15 protein-coding genes are annotated in these 14,789 nt (G+C 66.3%); 2 read left to right on the forward strand and 13 right to left on the reverse strand.

The features are described 5' to 3' along the window. From NS1_RS07110 to NS1_RS07165, 12 genes are all read right to left on the reverse strand, one after another. Nucleotides 1–486, reverse strand: coding sequence for an Rv1363c family protein (locus NS1_RS07110; protein ID WP_062982713.1), 486 nt, complete (start codon nt 484–486; stop codon nt 1–3). After that, the gene (locus NS1_RS07115; RefSeq protein ID WP_157125122.1) at nt 483–1,223 is read right to left on the reverse strand and encodes an Rv1363c family protein; all 741 of its coding nucleotides are present in this window, start codon (nt 1,221–1,223) and stop codon (nt 483–485) included. The genes NS1_RS07110 and NS1_RS07115 overlap by 4 nt, the downstream gene beginning before the upstream one ends. Continuing rightward, nucleotides 1,220–2,623, reverse strand: coding sequence for an MCE family protein (locus NS1_RS07120; protein ID WP_062982717.1), 1,404 nt, complete (start codon nt 2,621–2,623; stop codon nt 1,220–1,222). Before NS1_RS07120 ends, NS1_RS07115 begins: the two co-directional genes overlap by 4 nt. After that, nucleotides 2,620–3,846 (reverse strand): MCE family protein, encoded by a 1,227-nt coding sequence (locus tag NS1_RS07125; protein ID WP_062982719.1) that lies wholly within the window; start codon nt 3,844–3,846, stop codon nt 2,620–2,622. Before NS1_RS07125 ends, NS1_RS07120 begins: the two co-directional genes overlap by 4 nt. Next, a complete protein-coding gene (locus NS1_RS07130; protein ID WP_062982721.1) occupies nt 3,843–5,102 on the reverse strand; it encodes an MCE family protein in 1,260 nt (419 codons plus the stop codon). Before NS1_RS07130 ends, NS1_RS07125 begins: the two co-directional genes overlap by 4 nt. Beyond that, nucleotides 5,099–6,166, reverse strand: a complete 1,068-nt coding sequence (locus NS1_RS07135; protein ID WP_062982723.1) for an MCE family protein — start codon at nt 6,164–6,166, stop codon at nt 5,099–5,101. Before NS1_RS07135 ends, NS1_RS07130 begins: the two co-directional genes overlap by 4 nt. Further along, complete coding sequence (locus NS1_RS07140; RefSeq protein ID WP_084503567.1) at nt 6,159–7,187, reverse strand: MCE family protein; 1,029 nt, start codon at nt 7,185–7,187, stop codon at nt 6,159–6,161. Before NS1_RS07140 ends, NS1_RS07135 begins: the two co-directional genes overlap by 8 nt. Next, nucleotides 7,184–8,386: an MCE family protein gene (locus tag NS1_RS07145; protein ID WP_062982884.1), complete on the reverse strand. Its 1,203-nt coding sequence runs from the start codon at nt 8,384–8,386 to the stop codon at nt 7,184–7,186. Before NS1_RS07145 ends, NS1_RS07140 begins: the two co-directional genes overlap by 4 nt. A gap of 4 nt (nt 8,387–8,390) precedes the next feature. Then, nucleotides 8,391–9,242 (reverse strand): MlaE family ABC transporter permease, encoded by an 852-nt coding sequence (locus tag NS1_RS07150; protein WP_062982725.1) that lies wholly within the window; start codon nt 9,240–9,242, stop codon nt 8,391–8,393. 4 nt (nt 9,243–9,246) lie between these two features. Then, nucleotides 9,247–10,011 (reverse strand): MlaE family ABC transporter permease, encoded by a 765-nt coding sequence (locus NS1_RS07155; RefSeq protein WP_062982727.1) that lies wholly within the window; start codon nt 10,009–10,011, stop codon nt 9,247–9,249. A gap of 325 nt (nt 10,012–10,336) precedes the next feature. Next, nucleotides 10,337–11,239, reverse strand: coding sequence for a 3-oxoacyl-ACP reductase (locus NS1_RS07160; protein WP_062982729.1), 903 nt, complete (start codon nt 11,237–11,239; stop codon nt 10,337–10,339). A gap of 43 nt (nt 11,240–11,282) precedes the next feature. Continuing rightward, complete coding sequence (locus NS1_RS07165) at nt 11,283–11,471, reverse strand: ferredoxin (protein ID WP_056819344.1); 189 nt, start codon at nt 11,469–11,471, stop codon at nt 11,283–11,285. A 186-nt stretch (nt 11,472–11,657) separates the two neighbouring features. On the opposite strand from NS1_RS07165, the gene NS1_RS07170 reads away from it, so the two are divergent. Both NS1_RS07170 and NS1_RS07175 read left to right on the forward strand, forming a co-directional pair. After that, nucleotides 11,658–12,851 carry an acyl-CoA dehydrogenase family protein gene (locus NS1_RS07170; protein ID WP_062982731.1) on the forward strand — a complete coding sequence of 398 codons (1,194 nt, stop codon included), beginning with the start codon at nt 11,658–11,660 and terminating at the stop codon, nt 12,849–12,851. Between the two features lie 21 nt (nt 12,852–12,872). Continuing rightward, nucleotides 12,873–13,970: an acyl-CoA dehydrogenase family protein gene (locus NS1_RS07175; protein ID WP_062982733.1), complete on the forward strand. Its 1,098-nt coding sequence runs from the start codon at nt 12,873–12,875 to the stop codon at nt 13,968–13,970. A gap of 79 nt (nt 13,971–14,049) precedes the next feature. Here NS1_RS07175 and NS1_RS07180 read toward each other — a convergent pair whose 3' ends face one another. Further along, complete coding sequence (locus NS1_RS07180) at nt 14,050–14,691, reverse strand: TetR/AcrR family transcriptional regulator (RefSeq protein WP_084503568.1); 642 nt, start codon at nt 14,689–14,691, stop codon at nt 14,050–14,052. Nucleotides 14,692–14,789: the final 98 nt, after the last annotated feature.

Here is a 14,789-nt window from a genome sequence, read left to right on the forward strand (position 1 = left end):
TCAGACCGGCGTGACCTGGGAGACCAGCCAGCGGTTGTCGGCCTTGTCCAGCGAGACCCGTACGCGACTGCCCGAGGTGGTGCCATCGGGGGCATCCTTGCTGGTGGTCAGCTGATTCAGGTACAGCAGGATGACCGCCTTCTCAGCATCGGCCGAGACCACGGCCTCGGCCTGGGTGGTGGCCTTGACGGTGAGCTGCTTCTCCTTGGCGCCCGGCGCGATGGCCTGCTCGATCAGTTTCAGGTATTCGGCCCGGAACGACTCGGTGAGATTATCGGCGGCCCTCGGCAGTTCGGTGTCGACGGTGGCGGGCTCATAGGTGAACATCGCGCTCACCGTCCGGCTCGCGGTGCTCATCGCATCGGTGCGCGCCTGCTCGGTCTTGTCCTGCTGCCACAACTGATACCCACTGACACCGAGGACGATGGCCGCGATCAAACCAGCCGCCGCGAGGGCTCCGAAGACGATCTTGATTCGGTTGCTCATCCCACGAACTCCACTTTCGACACGGTCATCCCGGAATCGCCCTTCGACACCGTGATCCGGAATCGGTACTGCCGCGCCTGCGGCTCGGCCGACCCGGTATTACTCACCATCTGCTTGGCGGCGACCAGCACCTTCGCCGAATTCTCGTCGACGGACTCGATGCCCGACTCGACGACCTCGCCGGTGGAGACCACCTTGGCCTGCTTCACCACATCCATGAACGGATCGACGCGACCGTCGAACTCGTTCTTGAACTCCCCCGAGGCCACCGACAGGATCCGGTCGATGTCCTCCTTGGCGGAGTCGGCGCGAATGGTGGTCAGGTTGATGACCGCCTGACGCGCGGTCTGGGTGTACTGCGCGCGCAGATCCTCATCCTGGCTCCCCGACCGGGCGGCGAACGCGGCGAACCCGGCGCCGACGACCAGCGCCAACACCAGCACCGCCGCGGCGGCGAGCCCGATGATCTGCCCGAGCCGCGTCAGCTTCGCATCTTCTTCGTCGAGCTCGGCCGAATCATCGTCGGCCTCCTCGTCCACCACCGCGGCCTTCGTCAACTCGACGGGAGCCGCGACTACTGTGGCTTCCTCGGCCGCGGCCACCTCCGCATCGGCCACCTCGGCCGATTCAACCGCCCCCGCGTCGACTGTCACGTCGACGACCTGCACATCCTCCACCGGCGGACCCGCCGACCTGGCTGCCCGCCGACGCGGGCGGCCGTTGTTGCTCTCACTCATCTCTGCTGCTCCTCCAACATCGCCTGCCAGCTGGCCGGGACAGTGCCCGAACCGTCGGAGGCGATATCACCTTGGCGGTACATGCGTCCGTCCGGGCCGAGATAGCTGCCCGTGGACGGATCATAGGGACGCGCGGCGGCGGGGGTGACCCCGCCGGTGGACGCGCCGGTGGGTGCCGAAGCCGGCGCTACCGGCTGCGGCGCACCGAACGGCGGGTTCGTGCCCTGCGGCACGTACCCTGTCCGGCACAGTTCGGGAGTGGGCGCCCTGACCCCGGGATACTCCATGCACGGCGAGTTGCGGATGCCGCGCACTTCGATCGGAGAATCCTGAGCCACCTTGCAGTAAAGCCCTTCGGGGGTGTCCACCTGGGAGAAATCGCTCGGCTGACGCCACTGATCGGCGGGCAGGAAGCCTGTCGTGCAGGCGGGCGGGTCGTTGATGACAGTCATGAAGTCGACCATCACGCCGTACAGGGCAGGCCCGCGAATGACGGTCCGCAATGCCGCGATCAACGGCGGGAAGACGACCAGAAGCTGTTCGACACCAGCGTGATAAGTCACCCCGACCTGACCGAGGCTGACCAGGTTGCTCATCAGCAGAGGCAGGGTCGGGCGCAGACTCTGGAACTGCTCGTTGACCTTCTGCATCGCCGACGGGCTGTTGTACAACAGGTTTCGCAGCGTGGGATCGTGTTCGCGCAGCTGATCGGTCAGGGTCGCGAGATCTGTTGTCCAGGAACGAATATCGGCTTCGGACTGGATCTGGGTGTCCAGCAGCGGGCCGATCTGATCGAGCAGCTTCTTGGTCGGCTCCACATCGGTCTCGGCCTGCTGCACCAGCAGCGCCGCCGAGTCGATGAACCGCTGAAGATCCGGCCCGGCACCGTTGAACGCTTTGAACGCCTCGTCGATCACCTGACGCAGCCGGGTATCGGCGACGGTGGACAGCAGCTTGTCGGACTGGTCGAGCAGCGCGCCGACATCCTGGGGCAGCCTGGTGCGCTGCACCGGAATCACCGAGCCGTCGCGCAGGTCGCCGGAGTTGGAACCGACCTCGGGCACCAGGTCGACGTACTGCTCACCGATCGCCGAAACGCTGCGCACCCAGGCGGTCGAGTCCGACGGCACCTTGTAGTCGCTGTTGATCGACAGATCCGCCTCGACCCCAGCGGGGGTGAGCCGCACAGCTTCGACCTTGCCGATGTTGGTGCCGCGGTAGGACACATTGGCGGTCGGATACAACCCACCGGTGGCGGCGAGCTGCACGACCACGTTGTAGCGGCCGATGCCGAACATCGCGGGCAGCTGCACATACGTCCCGCCCATCACGACCAGGCCGATCACGGTGAGGACCGCGAAGATCGCGAGCTGAACATGGACGAACTTGGTGAGCTTCATCGTCCCGCCCCTTCCTGGCCGGGCAGCGGCACGGTGATTCCGGGGATGGAGGGCAGGCCGGGAATGGGTGGCAGTCCGGGAAGTGTGGGCGCCGGTCCCGCACTGGGCGTCGGCGCCTGCGGGAGCTTGGTCGGGTCGGCCGCGTCGGTCGCCGTCGACGGCGCGAAACTACCGACCACGCCCTCGACACCACCGAAGCGTCCGCCGAGCGGAGTACCGGTGAGCCAGTTGCTGTCCAAGCGCTTACCGGTCAGGTCGAAGGTGATGAAGAGGTTGAGGTAGTCGCCCTTGATCGCGTTGCCGATGTTCTTGATCGGGAACGGGAAGGTGGGCAGGATGCCCATCGCGTCGATGAGGTTGGTGCCGGTGTTCGCCAGGGTCTCCAGTACCGGGCCGAGGCTGGCCAGGTTGGCCTTGAGATCGTCACCGCTGGTCTGGATGATCCGTTCGGTGACCTCGCTGAGCTCACCCAGCGAGGTGATCGCCCTGGTGATGTTGGCGGTGCGGTCGGCGAGCACGGTCAGTGCCGGGTGGATCTCGTCGATCGCGCGGGCCAGCACGTCCTTCTGGTCAGCGAGGTTGCCCGCGAGCCGGTCGAGACCCTCCATCGCGGCGATGATGTTGCCGGTCTGCTTGTCCAGGCCGGTGACGAGCTGGTCGAGCTGCGGCAGCAGATCGGCGATCTCGGCCTCGCGGCCGTTGAGCGCCGCGTTCAGCTCGCTGGTGATGGTCTCGAGCTGGGCGATGCCACCGCCGTTGAGCACTACCGACAGCGAGGACAGCACCTGCTCGGTGGTGGGGTAGGCCCCCGCCCGCTCGAGCGGGATCACGTCGTTGTTGCGAAGCTGACCCTGGGACGGCGTCGCGGTTGGCGCGGACAGCTCCACGTGATTGCTGCCGAGCAAGCTGGTCTGGCCGATCTTGGCGATCGCGTTGGCGGGGAGTTTCACCTCGGGATTCAGCGACACCGTGACCAGCGCGTGCCAACCCTCGACATCGATTCCGGTGACAGTGCCGACCTCGACGTCGTCCACCCGAACCGGCGAATTCCGCGTCAGCGTAGTGACATTGGGCATCTGGATCCGCACGGTGTACGAACCGGGGCCCCTGCCCTCGGAGCCGGGCATGGGTAGCGAGTTCAGCCCGTCCCATTGACAGCCGGTAGCGCCGAGCGTCACGGCGACGCCCACCGCCAGCCCGGCGAGCATGCGTTGGGGCCTCATCGCTGTCCTCCTGGAACCGCAAGTCCGGCAAGATCGTTCGGCACAGTGATCGGCGCCGAAGACGACCGTTCGGGTGCTACCTCTCCGGCCAGACTCGGCGGGCTGTACGTCAACTGTTCGGGGAAGGCCGTCACGCCGCTGCCTGGATTGAGCATGATCGGCGCGTAGTTCATCGCCAACGAGCTGATCACCGGGGCAAGGAATTCCGCGCACAGATCCGCCGATCGATCCGAGTCGTTGTGTTCGAGCGCACGGACGGAACCACAGAGGAAGCTCAGCGGATTGGCCGTATTGTTCAGCGCCACAGCGCCGGTGAGCGAGCCCTGAGCCGGCTTGTAGATCTGGTAGAAGTTCACCAGCGCGGTCGGCGCGGAATGGAGCACCCGTTCGATCTCCGGCCGCTTGTCGACGAGCGTCTGGGTGACATCGGCAAGTCGCTCGACACCCTCGGTGAGCTCGGCGCCGCTGCCCTCGAGGAACCGCTTCACGTCCGCGAGCGCCACATCCAGGCTGTCGAGTCCCGCGACGAGTTCCTCGGACGCGCCTGCGAGCACCGACGCCACCGAGGCCAACCTGCCACCGAACTGCACGATCTGCTCGTTGCTCGCCGAGAGCACCTCGACGAACTTCTGCAGGTTGCGAATGGTGCCGAACAGGTCGGTTCGCCCGTCGGACAACGTGTTCAGCGTCGCCGACAGCTCACGCAGGGTGTCACGGAACTTCTGGCCGTTGCCGTCCAGGTTGTTCGCGGCGGTATCGACAAAACGCCCGAAGGAGCCCTGCTTGTCATCGCCGACCGGCCCGAGAGCCGTAGCCAGATTGGACAGTTCGGCCTTGATGTCGTCCCACTCCACCGGGACCGCGGTGCGCTCGATCGGGATCTGCGCACCGTCGACCAGCTTCGGGCCACCGGTGTAGGCCGGCGCGAGCTGGATGAACCGCGCCGACACCAGCGAGGGTGCGATGAGCACGGCACGCGCGTCGGCGGGCAGGTCGATGCCACTGTCGATCGACATCCGCACCTGTACCCGGCCCTCGCCGGGCTCGATCGCGTCGATCTTGCCGATCTCCACACCGAGCATCCGTACCTCGTCGCCCGCGTACAGACCGGTGGTCGAGGTGAAAGCGGCGGTGATCTTGGTCTTGCCGACGCCGAGAGTGATGTAGACCCCGACCGCGACCAGCGCGACGATCACCACCGCGGCGACCGCGAGCGTCCAGCGCGGCACGCCGCGCACTGTCGATGCGATGCTCATCGCGGCGGATCCTCCTGGGAAGGCACGATGCCCGGCGGCCTCGGATTCGTAAAGATGTCGATCACGTCCTGTGGCAGATGTTCGGGCCAGACCAGCGCGTCGACCAGCGGGCGCAGTTCGGTGCTCGTGGCGTTCACCACATAGGCGTTGAACCACGGGCCGCTGCCGACCTGCTCACCGAGAGCCGAGGCGTAGGGGCCGAGATTCTCGAGCGCGCTCGACAGGTTGTCCTTGTTGCGCTGCAACATGGCGAGCACCGAATTGAGGCGGTCCAGCGTCGGCTTCATCTGCGCCTCGTTGTCGGCGACCAGCCCGGAGAGCTGCTTGGCGACGGAATCGACGTAGACGATGAGCTGGTTGATCGCGGCGCGCCGGCTGTCGAGTTCGCCGAGCAGATTGTTCCCGTCCAGCAGCAGCGCGTTGAGCTGGGAGCTGCGGTCGGCCAGGATCTTGGTGACGTTCTGGGCCCGGCCGAGCAGATCGGTCAGCGCCTGGTCGCGCGTATTGATGCTGCGCGAGAGCGCGGTGACGCCGTCGAGGGCGTTGCGCAGCGGGCCGGGGGTGTCGGCGAAGGCGGCCGAGAGGACGTCCAGCGTCTTGTCGACCTGGTCCATGTCGAGGTCTCGCACGGTCGCGCCGAGGTCGCTGAGGGCCTCGTTGAGCGAATACGGCGAGGTGGTCCGATCGAGCGGGATGGTGTCGGCCGTGCGCAGCGCGCCCGGTCCGGTCGGCAGCACGTCCAGGGACTTGCGACCGAGGACCGTATTGGTCTTGATCGCGGCAGAGGTCTTCTGGCCCAGCACGATCGACTCGTCGAGGGTGAACTTCACCAGCACCTTGGGACCGTCGAGCGATACCTGGTCGACCTCGCCGGAACGCACACCGGCGACGTGCACCGGATCACCCGGCACCAGCCCGCCCGCGTCGACGAAGTACGCGGTGAAGGTCGCGCCGGAGCGGATGAACGGCAGCTTGGTGTATTGCAGCGTGGCGAGCGAGATCGTCACCACCAGCACGATGCCGACGATGCCGACGATGACGGCCGACGAATTCTTCTCATTCATTGGGCGTACACCTTCCGGTCGCCTGCAGACCTGGCGCCAAGACTTCCATCGTCTGGCCGTTCGGGCCGTCGATCAGGAAGTTGGTGCCACACACGTACAGCTGCAGGAACGACCCATAGGCGCCGATGCGGGTGAGCTGTTTGTAGGTATCGGGCAGTTTCCCGAGCACCCACTCGATATGGTCGGAGCCGTTGTCGAGGTTGGTGGCCAGCCTGCCGGTCTGCGCGATGGTGTTGCGCAGATCGGGGCGCGCGGTGGTCAACAGGTCGTTGAGTTCCTTTGTCGCACCGGCGATCCGCGGTAGCGCGGCGCCGATCGGGTCGCGTTCGGCGGCCAATCCGCTGACCAGGCGCTGCAATTCCTCGATCGTGGTGGTGAACTGTTCGTCCCGATCGTCGATGGTGGCCAGCACGGTGTTCAGGTTGTCGATCACGCTACCGATCAGGGCATCGCGATCGCTGAGGGTCTTGGCGAAGCTGCCACCGCTGTTGAGCAGTGAGACCAGCGTGCCGCCCTGACCCTGGAAGATCTGCAGCAGCGCCGCGGTCAGGTCGTTGACCTGACCCGGATCCAGGCCGCGCAGCAGCGGCTTGAACCCGCCGAGCAGCAGGTCGAGATCCAGCGCGGGCGTGGTCTGCTCCTTGCCGATGGTGGAACCGTCCGGCAGCCGACGCGCCGAGCCCGGCCCCTCCTGCAGCTCCAGATACCGGTCACCGACGAGGTTCTCGTACTTGATCACCAGGCGCGTGCTCGAGAGCACGGAATACTTGGTGTCCACGTCGAACTCGACGTGCGCGAGATCGTCGTCGCCGACCTTCACCGAGGACACCGAGCCGACCGGCACACCGGCGATCCGCACCTTCGACCCGGGCAGCATGCCCGAGGAGTTGGTGAACACCGCCTTGTAGCTGTTCTCGCTGGAGAACCGTGCCTGACTGAGCACGATCGCCAGGCCGGCGAACACCAGCGTCATCACTACGGTGAATATCGCGAGCTTGACCGTCGTCGCCGTGTTCTTCACCGTGTCACTCCCGGCAGTCCTTCCAGCAACAGCTGGAAAACCTTTGGTGCGCTGTTCAATTCGGGTGCACCGGTGCGCGGCGTGTACGGCGCGCCCTGGTTGCTATCGGTCACCACATAGTTCGAGTGGCTCTCCGGCACCCGGTTGACCACGCCCTCACAATGCGGTCCGCCGGTGGCGTTCACCTTGGGCAGGTCCTCTGGGTAGGTATAAGGCTTGTCCCCGAGCATGAACGAGGCGTTCATGCCGACGCCGGGCAGCAGGCCGCCGAACATGTCCTCGGCGATCGGCATCAGCGGGCCGAGGCCGTCGATGATGCAGCCGAGCGCGGGTGCGTATTCGAACAGCAGGCTGGTCGTCGGCCGCAGCAGATCGAGCGCGGTGACGAGATCGGTTTCGTTCTCCCGCAGCACCGAACCGGTGGTATCCGACAGTCCGATCACGTTCACCAGCACATTGTCGAGCTCGGCTTGCAGCTCCGCGATCGTCTTCGCGGTCACCGTGGCGTTGTCCACCGTGCGCAGCAGCGCGCCGGAGGCATCGGCGTAGATATTGGTCACCTGGGCCGTCTTGTCCAGATCCTGTTGCAGCGTGGGCAGATACGGGTTGATCTCGCGCAGGTAGCGATCCGATCGGACGAGCAGATCGCCGAGCTTGTCGCCACGACCCTGCAGTGCGGTACCGAGCGCGGTCAGCGTGGCGTTGAGCTTCTCCGGCTCCACCTGGGCCAGTACATCGGACAGGTGCTGGAACAGCGTGTTGAACTCCACCGTCACCGAGCTCGCCGCGACCGTGCTGCCCGGCTTCAGCGGGCTGGACGAAGGCTGTTCGGGAACCACGAAGTTCACGTACTTGGCGCCGAACACCGTGGTCGAGCGAATGTCGACACCCGCGTTCGACGGCACCAGCTTCAGCTGTTCGGGGTCCACCTCGAGCAGGATCTGCGCACCGTCGTCGCGCAGGTTGATCTCGGCGACCCGGCCGATCTCGACGCCGCGCACCTTCACCTTGGCGTCGGGGTCGAGCACGAGACCCGAGCGGGGAGCGTCGACCACTACCTTCGCGGTGGTGGTGAACGCGCCTTGGAACAGGGCGAACGCGAAAACCGCGAGCCCGACGAGCAAGCCGATCATCGTGAGCGCGGCGAGCTTGCGCCCGAGCCCGCCCTGCAATGCGGCAACGAACCGTGAAGTGTCCATCACGCTATCCCGAGAGGTGGAAGTTGCCGGAGGTGCCGTAGATGGCCAGCGAGATCAGCAGCGTCACAGTGACAACCGCGATCAGCGACGACCGCACCGCGTTACCCACCGCGATGCCGACGCCGACCGGACCACCCGCGGCGTGGAAGCCGTAGTAGGTGTGGATGAGCATCACGGCCAGTGCCATCACGATCGCCTGCGCGAACGACCACAGGATGTCGCTCGGGATGAGGAATGTCGAGAAGTAGTGGTCGTACACACCGGCCGACTGCCCGTAGATCACGACGGTCGCGAAGCGGCTGGCGATGAACGAGGCGATCACCGCGAGTGCGTAGAGCGGCACGATCGCGATCATGCCCGCCAGCACCCTGGTGCCGACCAGGAACGGAATCGGCCGGATCGCCATCGATTCCAGCGCGTCGATCTCCTCGGCCACACGCATCGCGCCCAGCTGCGCTGTCGCACCGGCGCCGATCGTGGCGGCCAGGCCGATGCCGGAGATCACCGGCGCCGCGATTCGCACATTGATGAGGGCGGCGAAGAAGCCGGTCAGGGCCTCGACACCGATATTGCCGAGCGAGCTGTAGCCCTGCACCGCGATGGTGCCGCCCGCCATGAGCGTCAGGAAGCCGACGATCACCACGGTGCCGCCGATCACGGCCAAGGCGCCACTGCCCATGCTGATCTCGGCGATGAGCCGGATGGTCTCGGTGCGGTAGTGCACCAGCGCGCGTGGGACCGAGCCGAGCGCCTTGACGTAGAAGATCGCCTGATCGCCCAGGGAATCCACCGATTTCGACATCCGGTCGAAACGGCGGACCGTGCGCGGAAACTTGCTGCGAACTATGAATGCCATCGTGTCACCGCACCGTGAATTTCAGGCCGATCGCGGTGACGACCACATTCACCACGAACAGCGCCATGAATGCGAATACCACTGTTTGGTTCACGGCGTCACCGACACTCTTGGGTCCGCCTTTGACCTGGAGCCCGAGATAACAGGCGACCATTCCGGCGATCAGGCCGAACAAACCCGCCTTGATTTCGGAGATGATCAGTTCGGGCAGACTCGTGAGCAGCGGAATGCCGTTGACGAACGCGCCGGGGTTCACTCCCTGGAGGAACACCGAGAAGACGAAGCCGCCGGCGATGCCGATGGTGCACACCAGGCTGTTGAGCATCAGCGCCACGAACATCGAGGCGAACACGCGCGGCACGACCAGCCGGCTGACCGGGTCGATACCGAGCACCTTCATCGCGTCGATCTCTTCGCGAATCGTACGAGCGCCAAGGTCGGCGCAGATCGCGGTGGCGCCTGCGCCAGCCACGATCAGCACGGTGACGATCGGGCCGACCTGCGTGACGGCACCGAACGCGGCGGCTGCTCCGCTGAGGTCGGCGGCGCCGATTTCGCGCAGCAGGATGTTGAGGGTGAAAACCACCAGGACCGTAAACGGAATGGCCACAAGCAGAGTCGGCACGATGGAGACGCGGGCGACGAACCAGGACTGGTCGACGAATTCGCGCCATTGGAACGGCTTGCGGACGGTGGCGCGCGCCACTTCCGCGCCGAGTTCGAAGAATCCGCCGACCGCCCGCAACGGGACAGCAAGGAGGTTTGTCATACCGAATCCTCCTCAATCGACGGGCGGACCGATTTGTCCGCGTACCCGTACTTCACCGCCACCCCGATCTGAAGACTGCCCAAAGACTAGAACATGTTCCTGCTAATGTCTGCCATTTTCGTAGACTCAGAACAGGACTTTTTGCCGTAAATCGCCGTTAAAACTGAAACGGGTACTTATTAAAATCCGCGAACCTCCTGTGAGCCGTCACACACTCCGACGCTCATGTCTACCAACACCTGGACCGGTGATCAACACGACAGGCGTGACAAAACGGACGGAGTGTGTGGCGGGCCAACATCGGGCAAACCGCCAACCGGACGGTTCAGCCCAGATCGCGGAGGTCGCGCGCCGAAAACGTGTGGTCGGCGGGGCGCTCTGCGAAGTAGCCACCGAGGGCGGCGGCGAGGTCGGCCTCGGACCATTCGGCGCCCTCGGCATCGAAGCGCTGCTCGACCGTCGGCGCCGCCATCAGCGCCACCATCGGTCCGTAGACGACGAACACCTGGCCGTTCACCGCGTCGGCGGCGGGCGAGGAAAGGTAGGCCACGAGCTTGGCCACGTGCTCGGGCGCCAACGGGTCGACCGCGCCTTCGGGCGCGTCCGCGAAGACCGCTTCGGTCATCGCGGTCCTGGCCCTGGGGCAGATCGCGTTGGCGCGCACGCCGTACCTGGACAGGACGCGAGACGCGGTCAGCGTGAGGGCGGTGATGCCCGCCTTGGCCGCACCGTAGTTCGCCTGGCCTTCCGGTCCGAGCAGGCCCGCCTCCGAGGAGGTGTTGACCAACCGGCCGTAGACCGGCGCGCCCGCCGCCTTGGACGCCGCGCGCCAGTAGGCGGCCGCGTTGCGGGTGAGCAGGAAGTGTCCGCGCAGGTGCACCGCGATCACCGCGTCCCAGTCCTCGTCGGACATGTTGAACAGCATGCGGTCACGGGTGATGCCCGCGTTGTTGACGACGATGTCGAGCCCGCCCAGCGACTCCTGCGCGGTCGAGACGAGCGCGTCGGCCGTCGAGCGCTCGGCGATGGAGCCGCCGACGAATTCCGCCTTGCCACCGAGCTCGCGGATGGCGGCGATGGTCTCGGCCGCCGCGTCCTCGGTCAGGTCATTGACGACCACCGCCGCACCGGCCGACGCCAGCGCGAGAGCTTCGGCCCTGCCGAGCCCCGCGCCCGCACCGGTCACGACGGCGACCCGGCCCTCCAATGAAATCTGCGTCACACTCATTCGGCCGACTCTAGAACGTGTTCCACCATCCGACAAGAGGCGATCACGCCAACCTCAGCGCGGCCTTGGGACACTGCGCCACCGCCTCCTCTGCATCGGCGAGACGATCGGGCGCGACATCGCCCTCGGCGACGGTCAACATGTCGTCGTCATCAAGTTCGAACATGTCAGGGGCGATTCCGACACAGACGCCGTTCGCTTCGCACCGGTCGAAATCGACGATGATCTTCATGAGAACTTCCTTCCACGCGGTCTTGGCGACACTAACTCAGACACCCCGGTCCACGGAGCGAAACAGGCGCCGAATCACCATCAATACTGGAACATGTTCCAGTTCGTATGCAATGATCGGTTTCGGCGGGGCTCACCCCCTGCGCCCCGCCACCCGCCCTTTCAGCTCGACACCGAGGTAGGAAGCATGCGCGTCGCGTATACGCCGCAGCAGGAAGAATTGCGCGCCGAGCTGCGCGAATATTTCGCGAAGCTGATGACACCGGAACGTCGCGCGGCGCTGAGCATGACCACCGGCGAATACGGCTCCGGCAACGTCTACCGCGAGGTCGTGCGCGAGATGGGCCGCGACGGCTGGCTCACGCTGAGCTGGCCCAAGGAGTACGGCGGCCAGGACCGCACCACGATGGATCAGCTGATCTTCGTCGAGGAGGCGGCCATCGCGGGCGCGCCCGTCCCGTTCCTCACGCTCAACTCGGTCGCGCCGACCATCATGCAGTACGGCACCGAGGAGCAGAAGAAATTCTTCCTGCCCAAGATCGCCTCGGGTGAGCTGCACTTCGCCATCGGCTACTCCGAACCGGGCGCAGGCACCGACCTGGCCTCGCTGCGGACCGCCGCGGTGCGCGACGGCGACGACTTCGTGATCAACGGCCAGAAGATGTGGACCAGCCTCATCGCCTACGCCGACTACATCTGGCTCGCCGTGCGCACCGATCCGACGGCCAAGAAGCACAAGGGCATCACGATGCTCATCGTGCCGACCGACGTCGACGGGTTCTCCTGGACGCCGGTGCACACGATGGCAGGCCCCGACACCAGCGCCACCTACTACCAGGACGTACGGGTGCCCGTCTCGTCGGTGGTCGGTCCGGAGAACGGCGGCTGGTCGCTGATCACCAACCAGCTCAATCACGAGCGCGTCGCTCTCACCTCGGCGGGTCCGCTGAGCCTAGCGGTCGCGCAGACCGTCGAGTGGGCCAAGGAAACCACCCTGTCCGACGGCAGGCGCGTGATCGACCAGGAATGGGCCCGGCTCAATCTGGCCAAGGTGCACGCCAAGGTCGAATACCTCAAGCTGCTGAACTGGGAGATCGCCAGCCGCGCCGACCTGGGCGGCGAAGCGGCGCCGAAGCCGTGGGACGCGTCCGCGTGCAAGGTCTACGGCACCGAGCTCTCCACCGAGGCGTACCGCCTGCTGATGGAAGTCGTCGGCCCCCACGCCTACCTGCGCCAGGACTCCCCCGGCGCCGCCCTGCTCGGCCGGCTCGAGCGGATGCACCGCGCCGCACTCATCCTCACCTTCGGCGGCGGCACCAACGAGGTGCAGCGCGACATCATCGCCATGACCGCCCTGCGCCAGCCCGCATCCGCCCGCTGATCCCGAAAGCCGGTATCTCCCATGGATTTCACTCCCACCGAAGCCCAGACCGATCTCGCCCGGCTGACCGGCGAGGTCTGCGCCAAGCTCGTCACCGCCGATCGGCTGCGTGAACTCGACACCGCCGCCCGCTTCGACGAGCAGCTCTGGAAGTCGCTCGCCGAGACCGGCGTGCTGGCCGCCGCGCTACCGGAAGCACTGGGCGGCAGCGATTTCGGCATGCTCGAGCAGACCGCGATCCTGCGGGAACTCGGCCGCGTCGTCGCCGCGGTGCCCTACCTGTGGTCGATCGTCCTCGGCGCGGGCGCGCTGGCGAAGTTCGGCGATGCCGACCAGCAGCAGCTGGCCGCGCGGGCAGGCGCGGGCGAGATCGTGCTGACCGCGGCGCTCGCCGAGGAACTGCGTGCCACCACCGACGCACCGGGAATCGTCGCCGAGGCCGCCGGTGCCGGGTGGACGCTGACCGGCACCGCCACCACCGTCGCCTACGCCGACCGCGCCGCACGAATCCTGGTGCCCGCCATCACCTCCAACGGCGTCGGTGTCTTCGTGATCGATCCGGAGCACGCGTCGGTCACCCGCACCGCCCAGCAGGTCGTCGACCTGAGCCCCGAGTTCGCTGTGGAGCTCGCCGCCACTCCGGCCGAACTGCTCGGCACCATCGAGGCCGGCGCCGACATCCTCACCTGGCTGCGCGAATACGCCTGGCTCGGGGTGTCGGCCCTGCAACTCGGCACCCTGGAGCGCGCGCTCGAGCTGACCGCCGAGCACACCCGCACCCGCGAACAGTTCGGCAAGCCGATCGGCTCGTTCCAGTCGGTCGCCCAGCGCCTGTCCGACGCCTATATCGACATCGGCGGCCTGCGCCTCACGGTCACCCAGGCCGCCTGGCGCCTCGCGGAGGACCTCCCCGCCGCCGAGGCCATCCACATCGCCAAGTTCTGGGCGGCCGAGGCCGGACACAAGGTCGCCCACACCGTCGTCCACATCCACGGCGGCCTCGGCATCGACCGTGACCACATCACCCACAACTACTTCACCGCCGCCAAACACAACGAATTCGCCCTCGGCGGAGCGACTCCCCACCTCCTCGCCTTGGGCGCCGAGCTGGCGAACTAGCCCACACTCGTCCTAGGGCCGGTACCGATCGAATCCGATCGGTACCGGCCCTTTTCGCGTCTTCACGCCGAAGACCCGGTCATTGCGAGGACAGTCGCGCGTTCAGCTCCGCACTCGTGTCCCGCACATACTCAGCTGCCTCATCGACGGTCGCCGCCGCAGTCAAGTAGCGCTGGAGGGTGGGGGCGATGTCTTCGATAATCTGTCGCGGAGTGAGCGCGACCACCGGGGGCAGCCGCAGGACGTAGCGACACAGGGCAAGACCCAGGAGTTGGGTGACGATCAGGGCGGCACGGCGGGGGGCGTCGGTGGGGGTGCCGAAGCGGAGGACCGCGGGCAGGACCTGGTCGGCGAAGATCTCGCGGAAGCGGGCCGCTACCGCCTCGTCGGTGATCGAGGAGCGGAGCAGGATCAGCAGAACGGTGTTGTCGTTGCCCTCCCAGATCTCGAGAAAGCGGCGGATCATCAACTCGCCCATGGTGTTCGGATCGGCGGCGCTCAGGTCGGGGAGGTCCAGGTCGATCTGGGCGGCGGCGGCGAAGAGGCCGTCCTTGCTGCCGAAATAGCGCATCACCATCGAGGGGTCGATCTCGGCGTCGGCGGCGATCGCGCGGATCGTGGCCTTGGCGTAGCCGTCGGCGGCGAAGCGGGCACGGGCGGCCTCGAGGATGGCGACCTTCGTCGCGTCGGAACGACGGGTGGGAATCTCCTGGTCAGGCATGTCAACGATTGTAGGCCAACAACTGTTGACTTTCATCCACGAGCAGGTTTACCGTTATGCCTACAAGCGTTGGCAAACAAGCGTTGACCAGGAGTCGA

The organism is Nocardia salmonicida NBRC 13393, assembly GCF_001613085.1.
GTDB lineage: Bacteria > Actinomycetota > Actinomycetes > Mycobacteriales > Mycobacteriaceae > Nocardia > Nocardia salmonicida.

Bases quoted from the DNA above. Each gene is read 5' to 3' on its own strand.
- NS1_RS07155 (WP_062982727.1), bottom strand. From the start codon at position 10,011: ATGACAAACCTCCTTGCTGTCCCGTTGCGGGCGGTCGGCGGATTCTTC.
- NS1_RS07115 (WP_157125122.1), bottom strand. From the start codon at position 1,223: ATGAGTGAGAGCAACAACGGCCGCCCGCGTCGGCGGGCAGCCAGGTCG.
- NS1_RS07165 (WP_056819344.1), bottom strand. From the start codon at position 11,471: ATGAAGATCATCGTCGATTTCGACCGGTGCGAAGCGAACGGCGTCTGT.
- NS1_RS07125 (WP_062982719.1), bottom strand. From the start codon at position 3,846: ATGAGGCCCCAACGCATGCTCGCCGGGCTGGCGGTGGGCGTCGCCGTG.
- NS1_RS07180 (WP_084503568.1), bottom strand. From the start codon at position 14,691: ATGCCTGACCAGGAGATTCCCACCCGTCGTTCCGACGCGACGAAGGTC.
- NS1_RS07150 (WP_062982725.1), bottom strand. From the start codon at position 9,242: ATGGCATTCATAGTTCGCAGCAAGTTTCCGCGCACGGTCCGCCGTTTC.
- NS1_RS07160 (WP_062982729.1), bottom strand. From the start codon at position 11,239: ATGAGTGTGACGCAGATTTCATTGGAGGGCCGGGTCGCCGTCGTGACC.
- NS1_RS07130 (WP_062982721.1), bottom strand. From the start codon at position 5,102: ATGAGCATCGCATCGACAGTGCGCGGCGTGCCGCGCTGGACGCTCGCG.
- NS1_RS07120 (WP_062982717.1), bottom strand. From the start codon at position 2,623: ATGAAGCTCACCAAGTTCGTCCATGTTCAGCTCGCGATCTTCGCGGTC.
- NS1_RS07110 (WP_062982713.1), bottom strand. From the start codon at position 486: ATGAGCAACCGAATCAAGATCGTCTTCGGAGCCCTCGCGGCGGCTGGT.
- NS1_RS07145 (WP_062982884.1), bottom strand. From the start codon at position 8,386: ATGGACACTTCACGGTTCGTTGCCGCATTGCAGGGCGGGCTCGGGCGC.
- NS1_RS07175 (WP_062982733.1), top strand. From the start codon at position 12,873: ATGGATTTCACTCCCACCGAAGCCCAGACCGATCTCGCCCGGCTGACC.
- NS1_RS07170 (WP_062982731.1), top strand. From the start codon at position 11,658: ATGCGCGTCGCGTATACGCCGCAGCAGGAAGAATTGCGCGCCGAGCTG.
- NS1_RS07135 (WP_062982723.1), bottom strand. From the start codon at position 6,166: ATGAATGAGAAGAATTCGTCGGCCGTCATCGTCGGCATCGTCGGCATC.